This is a genomic window from Pseudomonas sp. Marseille-Q0931, from assembly GCF_940789645.1.
In the GTDB taxonomy this organism is placed as follows: Bacteria; Pseudomonadota; Gammaproteobacteria; order Pseudomonadales; family Pseudomonadaceae; genus Aquipseudomonas.
The window spans coordinates 172,939-187,494 of record NZ_CALNWT010000011.1; the positions used below are offsets into that span (position 1 = coordinate 172,939).

At 58.1% G+C, this 14,556-nt stretch carries 9 protein-coding genes; 4 read left to right on the plus strand and 5 right to left on the minus strand.

Features of this window, described 5'->3' with window-relative positions; all coding sequences use genetic code 11:
* The first annotated feature begins 16 nt into the window (after nucleotides 1–16).
* The 3 genes from P3C50_RS17860 to P3C50_RS17870 all read left to right on the plus strand — a co-directional run bounded on the left by P3C50_RS17860 (nucleotide 17) and on the right by P3C50_RS17870 (nucleotide 3,874).
* Nucleotides 17–2,182 carry an AAA family ATPase gene (locus P3C50_RS17860; RefSeq protein ID WP_275546986.1) on the plus strand — a complete coding sequence of 722 codons (2,166 nt, stop codon included), beginning with the start codon at nucleotides 17–19 and terminating at the stop codon, nucleotides 2,180–2,182.
* A gap of 141 nt (nucleotides 2,183–2,323) precedes the next feature.
* The gene (locus P3C50_RS17865; RefSeq protein WP_275547013.1) at nucleotides 2,324–3,343 is read left to right on the plus strand and encodes a helix-turn-helix transcriptional regulator; all 1,020 of its coding nucleotides are present in this window, start codon (nucleotides 2,324–2,326) and stop codon (nucleotides 3,341–3,343) included.
* A gap of 54 nt (nucleotides 3,344–3,397) precedes the next feature.
* Nucleotides 3,398–3,874: a hypothetical protein gene (locus P3C50_RS17870; protein WP_275546987.1), complete on the plus strand. Its 477-nt coding sequence runs from the start codon at nucleotides 3,398–3,400 to the stop codon at nucleotides 3,872–3,874.
* A 278-nt stretch (nucleotides 3,875–4,152) separates the two neighbouring features.
* Here P3C50_RS17870 and P3C50_RS17875 read toward each other — a convergent pair whose 3' ends face one another.
* The 5 genes from P3C50_RS17875 to P3C50_RS17895 all read right to left on the minus strand — a co-directional run bounded on the left by P3C50_RS17875 (nucleotide 4,153) and on the right by P3C50_RS17895 (nucleotide 13,434).
* Nucleotides 4,153–5,022, minus strand: a complete 870-nt coding sequence (locus tag P3C50_RS17875; protein WP_275546988.1) for a site-specific integrase — start codon at nucleotides 5,020–5,022, stop codon at nucleotides 4,153–4,155.
* 422 nt (nucleotides 5,023–5,444) lie between these two features.
* Nucleotides 5,445–5,909 (minus strand): hypothetical protein, encoded by a 465-nt coding sequence (locus P3C50_RS17880; protein WP_275546989.1) that lies wholly within the window; start codon nucleotides 5,907–5,909, stop codon nucleotides 5,445–5,447.
* A gap of 110 nt (nucleotides 5,910–6,019) precedes the next feature.
* Nucleotides 6,020–9,181 (minus strand): UvrD-helicase domain-containing protein, encoded by a 3,162-nt coding sequence (locus P3C50_RS17885; protein ID WP_275546990.1) that lies wholly within the window; start codon nucleotides 9,179–9,181, stop codon nucleotides 6,020–6,022.
* Nucleotides 9,182–9,195: 14 nt separating this feature from the next.
* Complete coding sequence (locus P3C50_RS17890; protein ID WP_275546991.1) at nucleotides 9,196–11,826, minus strand: PD-(D/E)XK nuclease family protein; 2,631 nt, start codon at nucleotides 11,824–11,826, stop codon at nucleotides 9,196–9,198.
* A 735-nt stretch (nucleotides 11,827–12,561) separates the two neighbouring features.
* Nucleotides 12,562–13,434, minus strand: a complete 873-nt coding sequence (locus P3C50_RS17895) for a tetratricopeptide repeat protein (RefSeq protein ID WP_275546992.1) — start codon at nucleotides 13,432–13,434, stop codon at nucleotides 12,562–12,564.
* A gap of 83 nt (nucleotides 13,435–13,517) precedes the next feature.
* On the opposite strand from P3C50_RS17895, the gene P3C50_RS17900 reads away from it, so the two are divergent.
* A complete protein-coding gene (locus P3C50_RS17900; RefSeq protein WP_275546993.1) occupies nucleotides 13,518–14,510 on the plus strand; it encodes a helix-turn-helix transcriptional regulator in 993 nt (330 codons plus the stop codon).
* The last annotated feature ends 46 nt before the right edge of the window (nucleotides 14,511–14,556 follow it).

Here is a 14,556-nt window from a genome sequence, read left to right on the forward strand (position 1 = left end):
CACAGGAGGACTCGCCATGCCAAAGCCCACCCGCAAATCCGGCCCCCACAGTCACGACACATGCCCGCTGGCTATAGCGTGGATGTTCAAGTTGATGCTCGACTGCTCTGGCCATCGTGGTTTTATCAACCACTGCTGCTTCAGTGATGATGATGTCGCTCGTGAGCTGGGGGTCTACTGGCTGATTGAAGCTGACGACAGTGATGACGGAGACGCGGTGCCGGTCTTTCTTACCCATAGATCCGGGCCCTCGAAAAAAGCGCGCAAACCTAGCTTCCACGAACGCACGCTTGCTGCGCTGCGTGCGGAGCGCAAGCTTTTCGACAAAGCCTTCCCTAACCCCGTACTGCCAGACAACCTCCAGGCAAATCTGGAGAACCTCGCGCAGCTAATTGGCCTGGATGAGATTGAGCAGAAGCTGATCGGTTTCTGCTCATTGATGAATACTGACACTCTGCTGGACGACTGTTGCAACCAGCTCGGCTACATCGGCTTTAACCGCCTCACTAGGGTGCTGAGCATCCTGCTGGACGTCCCGCAGAATGACATTCGCGTGCGGCTTTCGGCAGAGGGTCGCCTGGTGCAGTCGGGCTTGATTGAAACCAACCTGCGCAGCAGTGCGCGAAATCACGTGTCTGATTTGTTGGGCTTCAACAACAAAGACCTACTGTTTTCAGTGCGTCACCATCAGGGCAGTGCCATCGGACTCTTTCAGAGCGCCTTTCGTCCGGCCCCTGATAGCTTGTTGTGTGCCGATGACTTTACCCACCTCAGTGTGCCCCTGAATATCGCCCGCCCCTATCTGCAACAGGTACTGGAGGAAAAGAAGCTGGGGGTGAACATTCTGATCTATGGCCCGCCCGGCACAGGCAAAAGTCAGCTCACCCGCATGCTGGCAAACGAACTATGCGCCGAGCTCTATGAGATTGCCTGCACGGATAACAATGGCGATCCGATTGATCGCCGCGGACGGCTGTGCGCCCTTCGCTCAGCGATGTGCGTACTCGGCCAGCAAAAGACGCTGCTGGTGCTGGATGAGATTGAAGATCTGTTCAGTGGCAGCAGCGAGCTGGCCATGCTGGCCGGCCAGGAGCTGCAGAAGGGCTGGATCAATCGCATGCTGGAGGAGAACCCCATTCCCTGCTTTTGGCTCACCAACAACATTCATGCGCTGGACAATGCCTATATTCGGCGCTTCGACCTTGTTCTCAGGCTGGAAAACCCACCGCGGCGGCAGCGTGAGAACATCATTCGCAGCGCCAGCCACAATCAGCTCAGCCAGCCCTTGATCGACAAGCTGGCGGACCACGAGCAGTTGATGCCAGCCATCATCACACGGGCGATGAGCGTGGCGAGTATTCAGGATCAGGCAAACACGACCAATCTGGACACCACTGTTGAGTTCCTGGTCAATGCCACGCTGCAAGCCCAGGGCTTTCCGCGTCTCGGCCAGGGCCGCATGCATGCCTTGCCTACGTTTTACAGCCCTGAACTGGCCAATACCGATATGCCACTCGATCAGCTCTTGAGCGGGCTGCGTAATTATGGCGAAGCGCGCCTGTGCTTTTACGGCCCTCCCGGTACAGGCAAGACCGCGTTTGGTCATTGGCTGGCGCAGCAACTCGGCAAGCCACTGTTGACCCGCCGCGCATCCGACTTGATTTCACCTTATGTGGGAATGACCGAGCAAAACTTCGCCCGGGCATTTGAACAAGCCAACGACGATGATGCGATTCTGCTGCTCGATGAGGTGGATAGCTTTCTGCAGGACCGGCGCAACGCCCGGCATAGCTGGGAGATCAGTGCGGTAAACGAAATGCTGACACAGATGGAAAGCTACCGCGGCCTCTTTATCGCCTCCACCAACCTGATGGAAAACCTCGACGAAGCGGCACTGCGGCGCTTCGACTTGAAGATTAGTTTTGGCTACCTCACTGCGGAGCAAATCACTCAACTACTCCGCCAGCATCTACGCCAGATGGGCTTGAAGAGACCGGACAGCCTTAAGCTCGCCCGGCTACTCAGACAAAGTTGCCTTACACCGGGTGATTTTGCACTGGTGGCCAGGCGTGCCCGCTTCAACCCCTTCACAGACGCCAATCACGTGATTGATGCGCTGCTGGCTGAGAGCAGCCTGAAAAGCGCCAGCACTATGAGAGCCATTGGCTTTGCCGAGTGGTAGATCCTGGAAGGTTCGGCAGCCTTGAGGTTGCTGAACCTGCTGCTGATTTGTTGGTGTCAGGGCATCCCTATGATGCAGTTGCTTGGAGTACCGGGGCTGGGCATGATGCCAATTAGACACTTCCAGACAAGGATGCCCGCTGTGCCATCAGCCACCAGCCGCAGCACACTGACCCGACAATGGGAACTGCTCAAGCTGCTGCCACCCAAGGGCCCGGGGATCACAACGCTTGAGTTACAACGCCTACTCGGTGACGCAGGGCACGAAACCACAAAGCGCACCATTGAGCGTGACCTTGTTGAGCTATCCAGGCTTTTTCCCCTGCAATGCAATAACAAAGGCATGCCCTACGGTTGGCACTGGATGCCCGGAAAAAGCGCCGAGCTTCCTGGCATCACACTTGGCGAGGCCCTTACCTTGCGGCTAGTGGAAGGCAGCATTCGTCCCTTGATACCGGCTTTTATGCTGAAAACGCTTGAGCCGCGTTTCAACCTAGCCAGGCAAAAGCTGGAAGCCATGAGCGAAGAAAATCCTTCGGCTCGCTGGCTAGACAAGGTGGCCAGCGTGCAACCAGAGCTCACGCAAATCCCTCCAGAAATCAACGCCGATCTTCTCGACGTGATTCAGCAAGCACTGATGAACGATACCCAGCTCAGCTGCCGCTATTACTCAGCCCACAAGAATCAATATCACAATTTCACCCTTAACCCACTGGGCTTGGTTCAGCGAGCCCACACCACCTACCTCATAGCCAGCGCCGAACCCTTCGACGACATCCGTCAGTTCGTTGTTCATCGTTTCGAAGAGGCACGTGGGCTGCCCACTCAATGCTTCAAACCGGAAGGGTTTGACCTGCAGGACTATGTCGATAGTGGCGCCATGCAGTTTGGTACCCACGAGAAGATCAAGCTCGAAGCCTGGATCAGCGCAGGACTCGCGCGCCTGCTGCAAGAGGCGCCCATATCCCACGACATGCTGCTGACCACAGAAGATGAAGGCTCACGACTAACCGCCACGGTGAATGACAGCTGGGAGCTGAAGTGGTGGATTTTGTCCCACGCAGGATCCATTCAGATACAACAACCACAGGGTCTCAGAGACGAGATCCAGCAACGACTACGGGCGGCTCTAGAGCTGCATGAGCAAGCGCCTATGAGCTGATTGATGATGGTCGCCGGGATTAGGACTCAAATTAACAAGCGCCAGGAGAACATAATGGACACAGCACAATGGATCACCTTGTTCGAGCAAGCCTTTCGCACGATGGACAAGAAACTTGAGCAGGTGCTGCAGCTAAACAGCTGCCGAGAGCATTGGATACAGGCTGAAATCAGCCTTCATGCCTGGTTCAAGAACGAAGTTGAAATCTGGACTGACCTACCCCTAGGTGAAGGCCTCAAAGCAGACCTTTACTCGCAGGATGAAAGCGGTAAGACAACCATGGTGGCTGAGGTCAAATGCCTGGGCGACGGATCGCAAGCAAAATGCTTGGAAGGTGATTGGTCCGTGCGTGCCGATATCGAAAGGCTTTCCTCCGTCGACGCTCCATCTCGCTTATTCGTGCTGGTGATTGCCAAAGGCGAACAGGAAACCAATATCGGTAAACGTCTGCGTAATGATGAGTGGGTGGAGGGACGGGAATCCGTCAATGTGGATATGGGGCACGCGTTGATTCGGATTTGGGCCTTGTGATTTTTGGCCTCAGACTAATGAGCTGAGAACCTTTACACACGTAGACCTGGCAGCACTTATGCCAGGTATTACCAGCAGCGACGATTCTGATAGACCTGCCACAATCGGCTAACTATTGGCGACTCTCGGCCATTAACGAACGCTGGGAAAGAGGAACGCTGCAGCCGGGGGCGCCTTGCCAAAACAGCCGAATGGAGCATGCGACGGGAGTTGCTCTCTCCCGCTCATACCACCCGCTGAGGGATCCACTGAAGGTCGACGCCCGGTGATCTCGACAATCAGCAATCAATGCGCATGGCCTTCGAACGAGATCGAGCGTATGCAGCATGTGTTGTTCGAACTCTCGATAAGTCTGCTTCGCACGCAGGCCTGACCTGGACAGCCTCGGCGCGACCAAATCGTTTATCACCATATCGAGCAATAGAGTCCGTCGCTTGATGGCCCATTACATAAGCAATTTCGACCCGCGACAGTCCCGATGCCTTGAGGTTTGATCCGAACTGGTGGCGCAACGTGTACATACTCGGCACCTTTTTACGAGGAAAGGTCTCAAGAGCCGCGCGACGAATCGCTATTCGGATTGAGTCCAAGCTCCTGCCCTGAGAATGGAAAGCCTCAAGAGCATTGCTCACCAGCCTGCAGAAATCCTCACTGGCTTCAAGCACTCGGTCAGCACCACGCAGACCGCCATGGCTGTGTTTCGCGCCAGGAATCATGATGCGATTGCCATTGACGCTGATACCACTGAGCTCACAAGGGCGCGCGCCTGTCATACTGATCAACAAAAGGGCCCCCGCCTCAACCACCTGTTCCTTTGCTAACAGCTCCTTGACCCAGCGCCCAAACTCTTCATCAGTAATTCTCTGCCGCCGCGCCTGCTTGCGTTTGCGAGGCAAACCCAAGACGGTAACAGGGTTGAGTGTCCGATTGATTTCCTGGGCAATCCAGAAGTGATTCCGGAGCTTTTGATCCAGCGCGAGTGCATTGCGCAACCGCCTGAAATAGTCGGGCCGATATTCAGGCGCAGCCCTCAATAAAGCACCAATGATATTCAGCTCATTTAGCTCACTGACCGGGATGCCAGGCAGGCGCGTTTCGTAGAAGTGGCTGGCTAGTGAGCGGTAAGCATTTTGGGTCTCTGTGTTCATGCTGATTCTTCTTTTTATACGTACGAACGAGCTCGCACATAACCAGCATGCTCAATGAGCAAAAGCTATTGCAATACGCCGATCAATTATTTTTTGTATACGACAGAAAAAACAAGCGTCAAACCGACCTGCCACGCCAAGGCGGACATAGGTTCGTTGATTGAAGACGAACAACGGTCATGTCCGCTCAAGTAGGCTAATCGCAGCTGGTATCACCAAAGCGGAAACGCATGCCTATCTCGCGCCCGGATGTATGAGGGCGGCAATAAGGCCGGCCCTCACTCAGTCACTTAGAAATGCGCTTATCTTCACTCACCCTGAAACTCTTACACTTCGGGCACCGAGGCAACAGCTTTCGGTCAGCCATGAAGTGGTTAGCGCAACTCCTACAAATGAAGAAGTACGGCGGGCCAGGGTGAAAACTAGACACGACGAGTCAGCCTCACATGACCACTGGCATTCGCCGAGGCACTAGCACCCGTTTTCTTACCTTCGCTCGCACTGCCGCCAAGGGCAAACCCGGTATCCAGGTCATACTTGTTGTGCATCACCATGGCCGCAAGGCCCAGGCCACCGATAACGGCGATGGCAGCCGTCGCCACCACGGCAGTCCCTGCCGTGATCCCGGCAGCTCCGACCGCAGCGGCCACGATACCTGCAGAGGCCACACCGCCAATCCCGGCGCCAATCCAACCCAGTGGATTCCAACCGTTTGCGACCACGACACCGGAACCTACGGCAATGGCCGAGAGGGTTTTCAACGGAATCTTATTGATCACTCGGACACTGGTCGCCAGCTTCGAATCCGTGATGACGATACTGTCGACCTTGTCGTCCAGGGCTTTCTTGAGTTCCTTCGTCGTGCTCACTAGGCGAATACTGCTCATTGTTCAATCCTTATTGATTAGCCAAAACCTGCCGCTTTGATCAGGCGGCCCCCCACTCCCTGCAGGCCGACCGGCCTCAGAAGATAACGTGATTGAGGCCTGGGGTCACCTCAAGAAAAACCGATACTGAGCGCGCCACCGGCAACCGGCAGAAACAGCCACTGCTCCGCGACCTTGCGGCCAGAGGCCTGTTCCACCCCTTGGGCATAGACGAACATCTGAGCTGCATATTCAGCGGCCAGTTGCTCCCAACGGCCCGCAGCCGACTGGCTGGACTTGTGATCAATCAGGACCCAGCCGCTATCGGTCTCCAGCAGCAAATCAATCCGACCGTTCGCCACCTGCCCGCTCGGCAACCTGCTCTGCAGGGCAATCTCGGCGTGCGCCTTCGCCCCGGGCCAGCGACTGGCCAGCCATTCGTGGAAAGCCCCGACCTGTTGCAGGATCGCCGCGGGAGAGAGATACGCCGACACATTGAACGCGGACAGGATAGTGTCTATCTCGGCCTCAGAAAGCGGAACCTGCGGGTCGGTGAAGGACAAGCCGATACAGGCATGAATAGCCTCGCCCAGCTCGCGCGCATCAACGCCCTTGGCCACGGCGATCCGCTCGCCGACTCGACACGTTTCCAGCACAGTAGCCGGGATCGGCCCCGCCGACGATGGGCTGAAGCTGAGTGGCAGCCGCAACCCTGTATTGCCCTGACCCTGGAACCAGTGGAACGACTCTGCCGCCGCAGGCTCGCCATTGCCAGGCTCATCCAGCGGCTCAAGCATCCAGCGATCGGCAGGAATACGCTCGCCACTGGGCAACTCCACAGCATCACATCCCTCCGCCGGCAGTAACCACGGCGCCCCGAGCGAATCGAGCCATTCGCCGCTCGGTCTGCGGCTGGAGCGCGCCAGCACCAGCAGATCCCGCGCCCGAGTCATGCTGACATAAAGAAGCCGCTTGGCCTCCTCCACGGCGGCCTGTCTAAATCCAGCAGCCAAGGGGGTGTCCGCAATCTTGTCAGCAATAGCGATCTTCTTTTGCGGTCCGAATGGCCAGGGCCAATAGCGGATATACCGATCGGCCAGCGGGTTGTGAGCATCAAAAAGGCCCCCGGATTCCACGCAAATAGACCAGAGTCGGTCCTTGATGTCCTTGGCCAGGTCCATGAGGATGACCACCGGCCATTCAAGCCCCTTGGCGGCGTGATGCGTCAACACCCTAACCGCATCGACGGCTGGTTCGGCCAGCATGTCCTGCTTCTGCTCAGCCATTTCATCGAGCCAGAGGATAAGGCCGGAAACTGAAGCCGCCTGCTGACCACTTCGGCAAAGACTTTCATAGTGCTCAGCAAGTGCAACCAGGGCCTCCAGATTGGCCAGGCGCAGGCGCACACGGGCGCCATCCGGCGTCCAGCGTGCAACCTTTTCCGCCAGGGAACAGGTTGCGATCAGCGTCGCCAAGGCTTCCTGCGGGGCCAGTACCGGCATAGAGGGCCGTAAAGCGGCAATGGCTTCCAGCAGGGGATGCGCCGGATGGCCTTCGACGGCCTGCTCACACCAGAGATCGACATTACCGCCTTGCGCCAGGTACCTCAGCCGGTCCGCTAGCCACACTTCAGGCTCCAGGCTGTCGGCCAGTGACACTATCTCAGCCGTGGCCAGGGTATCCGTGGGGTCATTGAGGCGGCGCAGGCAGGCCAGGGCCAGCGTAGCCTCGGGTGTGGCCAGCAGGCCCGCCTGGGCAGTGGCGACGGGAATGCCCTGCGCGGACAAAGCCGCAGCCAAAGCATCCACTCCGTCATGGGAACGCGACAGAATGGCAATATCCCCGAAGCGAACAGGGCGCAGCGACTGGGCGTGCTTGTCATAGACGACATAACCGCTGTCGATCAGCTGGCGAACTCCGGATGCCAGCGCGCTGGCCTCTTGGCCTGCGTTTTTGCCCGCGAGTACCCAGTTGGCCAAGCCAGGCCCAGGCATGGGTTCGGTGCGCTCGGCCCTGAGTTCGATCTCCTCCCTGGCCAGGGAGTCCGCGAAGGCGTGAGTAAAGAGCGCATTCACAACCTTCACCAACTCCGGACGCGAGCGCCACGACGACGGCAAAACTTCCTTGCTACCCCCCAGGTCCGGCAAGGCCGTGATGATGGCCTGCATAAGAGCCGTGTCGCTACCACGGAAGCCGTAGATCGCCTGCTTGATATCGCCGACCCAGTAGACTCGCTTGGCAAAGCGGGCGAGCTTCAAGAAGAGGGCAAGCTGGATAGGGCTGGTATCCTGAAACTCATCGACCATCAGCAGGTCGAGCTCGTCGTCAAGCACAGCCACCACTTCGGGGTGGTCGAGCAAGCCAAGCAGTTGGTGTTCCTGATCGGTAAAATCGAGAACGCCCAGCTCCTGCTTCAGGGCCTGGTAGCTGGCCAGAGCCTTGGTCGCCAGGTCGAACATATGGTCGAGGTAATCGCGCAGGTCCCTATGCAAGCTGGGATGCGCGTCGACCTGCCTGGCCAGGTCCGCAATGGGCTCGATGACCTGGCGCAGGCTCGCTTCGGGAGCCGCCTTAGCAACCTTGACCCATTCGCTCCAGGGTGCGGCCTGCCCCTCAAGACCACGAGCAAAGCCTTTGAGCAGGGCCAGGTAGTCATTGGTGTTCTTTTTGCTGCCAGACTGGGCGGTCGCCTCGATTGTTGGTAGCGCCGCTCGGATTGCTTTGAGCAAATCAAGACTCAGGTCCTGCCGAGACGGCGTTGGGAAATGGCTCAGCAAGTCGTCGGCATTCAACTGGGCGAAGCCGGGGACCTGGCCAAGCGGGATATCGTTGCTGCGGATCTGGTTGACCAGCAACTGCAAGGCGGCTTTCCAGTCATCCTCCAGCCCCAGGCGGCGAACCAGGCCCAGGAGCCTCTGCATGCTCGGTCCATCCAGTACCGCGTCGATAGCGCGGCCCAGCAGAATCCCGCTCTGTGCTTCCTCCAGCACCTGCTGCTCGGTGGCGATGCCGGCCTCAAACGCGAAGCGGGCAATCAGTTGGCCGCAAACGCTGTTAACCGTACCGATGCGCGCCTGGCCCATTGAATTGGCCAGGGCAAAGTTACCCTGCTTGAGCAAATGCCCACGCACGCGCTCCCGCAGTTCAGCAGCCGCCTTCTTGGTGAAGGTGGTCGCCATGATGCCCGCTGGCCGGACACTGCCCGAAGTCAGCTCGTGGTGCAGAAGCTCGGTCAGTCGGTGGGTCTTACCGCTGCCGGCACCGGCGCTGATAAAGGTAATCTGGCCTTTCATTCTGCTCGCCATGCTTAGCGCTCCCATCCGGCAAGCGTCCGATAATCGTTGTAGGCCTCATTGAGCGTTTCCATGGCCATGGCGTCCTCCGGCGGTTGCGCCGCCTCGTCGGCGGGGATGCCCTCTAGCACCACCTCGAACCGCCCGGCCTGTATCTGCGCCACGCGCCAGCGCCAGGTAGCCAGGAAGCGCTGCCAAAGCTGTGGGATGCTTTCGCCATCCACAGGCGGCACTGTCTCAGCGTCCGGGAAGGCGCGGTCGTCGGGGGCGAAAAAGCGGGCACGGTCAAGAATGTAATAGGCGACCGAAGGCCAGCGCCCCGTTTCCTGGCGCAACAGTTCGGCATAGAGGGCGAGCTGGAGATGGCGATTCTGGCGCAGCTTTTCCAGATACTTCCTGACCCCGGACCATTTCATGTCGACGATGGCAAGCTCGCCCAAGGCGTTCTCCAGCATCAGGTCCACCGAGCCCACCAGCTCGCCTCCGGAGAACTGCCCACCAACCGCCCGCTCCGGCACCACCTGCCGCATCCCGGCCTTGGCCACCTGCTCGCGCAGACTACGCATGGCCTGCTGCAGGCGCAGGCGGAAACCCTCCAAGTCGGCGCCCCTTCCCGGGGTTTTCAAGGTGGCCCCTTCATCATCAATCAGCGCCGTGAAGGAGCAAGCAAACCAGGCGTCAAACTCCGCTGCGGGCATCGTCAGCGCGTCCTGACGCAGGAAATACTGCTCGACCAGCCCATGAGCCAGATTGCCAAGCAGCCGGAAACCGCCATCGAGGCTAACGATTCGCGACGTTTGCAGTCTGGCGGGGTATTGCAGCAACCAGTGATAGGGATTGAACAGCAGCTTTTCGAGACTGGAAAAGGACTCTTTAGGGCGCAAAGCCACCGAGACATCGTCAGGCAACTGCCACCAGCGCTTTGGAGCAGGGAGTGGCTGGGCAGTGATCGGAGCCAGCATGGCGCCGCCTGCGCCAAGAAGCGTCTCCAAGGTATGTATCCGGGGCTTCTCGACGAGTGCTTCGATCATTAACCAGAGGGGGTGCACCTCCTCTTCAGCAGGTGGAAGTACCAATACCAGTTGCTCACGAGCGGCCATGACCGGCCGTAACCAACTGGCCGTGACCTGTCCCAGTCTGTCCGCAGCCGACGGCAGCTCCACCCCGGCCTCCTTCAAGACGCGGAGTTCGGCAGTCGACCAGGGATCGCTGCCGGGCAGCGGCGGCAACGCCAAGGGCGACCAGATAACCCGCGCAACCGGTTCGGTAATCGCGCCCGGGTGATTCACCACCTGAACTGCGCCGACCTCGGCTGGCCAGAGAGAGTTTTCCGTACCGCTGGCGGTAGCTTGAGCGACGAGTTTTTGCAGCTGCCTGGGGCGGATAACTAGAGTTCCCTGAGCCTGCAGCCGCACCAGTGAATCCAGACAGGACTGGCACTGGCCATAGCTGGCCAGGAAGGCGAGGTGCTTGGCACTATCGTCTTCGCCAAGGCGCTGGCGAAAGAATGCCGCCAAGTGAGCAACCCGCTCGATGACTGCCTCTATCGGCGCGCCGGACTCGGCAGGGAAACGCGCATGCTCGACCCAGAGGGCAATCTTTTCACGAACCGAGCCAGCGCGCTCCTCGCCGTAGTACTCGTCGATCCGGGCCAGGGTCCGTTGCCAATACGCCCCGCCGATACCCGGAGCATCGGCGACTTTTTCCGCGAGACGGCGCCCGGCATAGCCGGGGACAGGGCAGATCGGGTGAGTGAGGAACTGCACCAGGGCCTGAAAGTCGAGCGGTTCCCACAGCAGCTCCAGGGCCAGGGGAAGAACCTGGAGCGCCGGGCGGAAGGTACTGGCATGCCGGAGCCCTTGCCGGGGCAGTCCGGCAGCGGAAAGCTGGGCATCCAGGCGCATGCCGTCACGGGTACAGAGCAGAAGCGTCGGGCAATCCGCGCCGAACTGGGTCACCAACCAGTGGTTCGCCAATATTGACGTTTCGGCCTGGACGACGAGCACGGAGCCATCCTCCTGCCACGCCAGCTTCGCCCCCTCCTGCTGGCCGTTGGCAGCGCCGTGGAGCTGCTTCTGCAGCACGCCAAGGAAGCCCATGCCCTGCTCAGCGAATTCGCCGGCCACCACGATTGGCAGCTCGGCAAGCACCGCTTGCCAGCGATAAGGCAGAGTTTCCAGCGGATCCACAAGCAGGATCTGCTCGATGCTGGGCTGGCGCTTCTGCAACGCAGCCTTCACCGCACCAAGCCGCTGACCAATACTCGGCGCCACAGCCGTTGCGGCCAGTGCTTCAACCTCCGCCAGGTCTCGCAGGCGCCTTGGCGCCATGCTCGGTATGGCGCCATCCCAACCATGCAGGGCCCATTGATCCCGCCAGTCGAGCAGGCATGCCGCGGTACCCAGGGGGTCGGTAGCGAAGCTGCGATGATAGAAACGCTGCTCGGAATCGAGCCGATGCAGGCAATCCTGATACTGAACAATGCGCTCGGCCTGCGAGGGGCGCAGCACCAGCAGACCCAACTGGGTTTCGAGAATATTCAGCAGACCCAAGGGGCCGACCAGCGATACACCGAGTGCATCAGCCGCCGGCCTGGGGCGCTGGCCGTCGAGATGCAAGCCAAAAGTAATACGCTGTCCTTGCATAGGGACTCCCTGTCTTCTTTTATAGCCTGCCAGCCCACTTTCAATCACTTTGCGACAGCCTGTCTCGTAGGCAAAAAATCAAACAACCTACGGCAAAGCCTCGAACTACAGATAGACCAGCACTGACCAGAATGGCTCTTACCGCATTTGCCACAACACTAAGTCGACCATCTTCTCTTCGGAAATTGCGAACGAGGGATAGGCGGCTTTAAAAGTAGAAACCAAGGCCCGCCCCTCCGCTGACGCCAAGAATCCCTGAAAGTTTTGCTGTAGGTCACGATGCAGGGACTCGATAGCTTGCATACGATTTGGGGTAGTTGAAGAGGCAAGCTTACAGCCAAGATTGCTCAGAACTACCGAATCGATTACAGGCTGGGTGGTATCTAGTGTCGCAATCAGTTTGCTGGCAAATGAGGCTTCATATCTACCAGTCGATTGATGCAAGGCTCTGAGTACCTGCGAGAAGCCATACCCATGGGCTTGGGCTTGACGCATGAGGTCGAAGTAAGTCGACTGCCACTGCAGGCCTCGTCGAACACGATAAAAACCATTGTAGGATCGCCTCAATACTGGGTCAGTGAAACCTGATCTATCTCGCCGGACCTGTTGCTGGATTGACCAGTACTTCTGCAAACCGGGCTGCACCTTGGGCAAAGCCACAGCAAGCTGAGCATTGCTAATCGTTATTGGCCTCATCTGATACTCTGCGCCTTCCTCTATGTTCTGGTCGACCTGCTAAGAGCTTTTGCGTGCGGCGAAAATGGCACTATCCAAAGCACTCAGTTCCATTGCTCTCATACTGCCCTGCTTAACCGCCAGATCCCTCCAGAAGCGAAAAAGCAGTCCTTCAGGGTCCGGCGGAGATTCAAAGGTATAAAAGTAAAAATCGGTAAGCCGCTCAGTCGCCTGCACCTGCCCCTTCATAGCCGCCCACTGCAACCAGTACAAGCCCAGCGCAGGATCATACTCAGGCGATGACTCGTCCAGAGCCAGCCGCCCCAGTGAGAAGCACGCCATCAAATCTTGCTCGGCCGCTCCACGCTTGTACCAACTAATGGCTTTGCCATGATCGACAATGACACCCTCGTCCCCACGCTCATACAAGCTCCCTAATGCTTGCGCAGCACAGGGAATCCCTGCTTCAAAAGCCTGCTCGTAATAGTCGACGGCCAAACTCGGATTGACCTCCAACCCCTTGCCGTAAAAGGCCTGCTCCGCGAGGTTGAATAGGGCCTCGGCAGAGCCCATTACCGCAGAAATCTTGAACAACCGCCTAGCCAGTGCAGGATTTTGCTTGAGCCGCATACCATTGAGCCAAAACCACCCTAGATCATTGAGCGCATCCGCATCGCCCAACAGAGCCTGCTCACGCAGCTCCACATAGCGATTTCGAATCCTGACCGGATCAACCAATCCAAGAAGCGGATTGGCTGCCCTGATCTCGTGGTAGGTCACACCCGCCTGCCCGCTCAGCTCCATCGCTCTCAGCGACGGCATACCGATTCCAGCATAAAGGCGTTGCAGCTCGTCAGGCTCAGCCAGCTCGACGTATTCAGCCCGGGGAAGAAGGTTGTCCATAAGATTGAAGACGTCTGCAGATTTGCTCATGCTGCTGCCCCATCGATGATCGTGTCTGACCATTTTCAACAGCCATGCGACAGCCTATGTCGCACGCAAACAAGGACGGAAGTGTGGAACAGCTGCTTCGTCATGAGCTCATTCTTGGCCTGCTCCCGAGCAAGGAAAGCGCTCTCGATAGCAACGCCATTCACCAACGAGTAGCCAACCAGGGTGTCCAGGTTGATAAGCGCACCATTCAGCGTGACCTGAGCGAGCTAGAACAGAAATTCCCCCATGTGCACAGCAGGCCCAAGGGCAAAGCCAAGTTGTGGTGGGCAGAAAAGTCGCTGTCGCGACTGAGCATGCTGCCAACAGATGCAATGAACCTCGTCATGATCATGGATCACGCGGCTAGATTCGGAATGGCGGTGCAGGTAGAAAACCTGGCACCCCTGCGGGATTACGCGATATCTCTGTTGAAAGGAAACCGCCCCAGCCAGGACTGCTCAGGCAAGATCATCAGCAACACCCGCTTCATTGTCCTGGAGCCAGGCCAAGTGAAGCCAGAGGTACTGGAGGTTGTCCAACAAGCACTTCTGGATGATTCATCTATCGAAGCGATCTACCTGAAGCGCGGTGCCAGTGAGCCACGAACGCTACATATCAAGCCACTGGGTCTTTGCTACCAAGACTCCAATATCTACCTCGTATGTATTTTCAAAGGCTTGCACGATGGAAAGCTGGCGTCCCTCCCCCTGCATCGCTTTCAATCTGCCAAGACTACATGGGAAAACCTAAAGGCTCCTGACGGTTTTGAGATGAGCTCGTTTGAGGTCAAGCGCAGCCTGATATCCCAGAAATCAGAGCACCCAGTTCAACTGAAGCTGCGCATTTCTCAGGCGCTCTACGAACGCCTGTATGAGAACGCGCTCACTGCCGATCAGCAGCTACAACCCACCGGTGATGGCTGGTGGCTGATGACAGGCAGCCGGCCTCTTAGCCAGGGGTTGGAACTATGGCTATTGAGCCAGGGCGAACACTTGGAGGTTCTGGAGCCGGCTGAGCTAAGACAGCAAATGGCCTTATCGGCACATCGGATGGCGGCACTGTACGAACAAGATTAATGCGACACAGGCTGTCGCATACCGGAAGCAACCTGTCTCCTGTCAT

Coding starts and splice junctions, on each gene's coding strand:
- P3C50_RS17895 (WP_275546992.1), bottom strand. CDS start 13,434: ATGAGCAAATCTGCAGACGTCTTCAATCTTATGGACAACCTTCTTCCC.
- P3C50_RS17880 (WP_275546989.1), bottom strand. CDS start 5,909: ATGAGCAGTATTCGCCTAGTGAGCACGACGAAGGAACTCAAGAAAGCC.
- P3C50_RS17870 (WP_275546987.1), top strand. CDS start 3,398: ATGGACACAGCACAATGGATCACCTTGTTCGAGCAAGCCTTTCGCACG.
- P3C50_RS17890 (WP_275546991.1), bottom strand. CDS start 11,826: ATGCAAGGACAGCGTATTACTTTTGGCTTGCATCTCGACGGCCAGCGC.
- P3C50_RS17885 (WP_275546990.1), bottom strand. CDS start 9,181: ATGAAAGGCCAGATTACCTTTATCAGCGCCGGTGCCGGCAGCGGTAAG.
- P3C50_RS17860 (WP_275546986.1), top strand. CDS start 17: ATGCCAAAGCCCACCCGCAAATCCGGCCCCCACAGTCACGACACATGC.
- P3C50_RS17875 (WP_275546988.1), bottom strand. CDS start 5,022: ATGAACACAGAGACCCAAAATGCTTACCGCTCACTAGCCAGCCACTTC.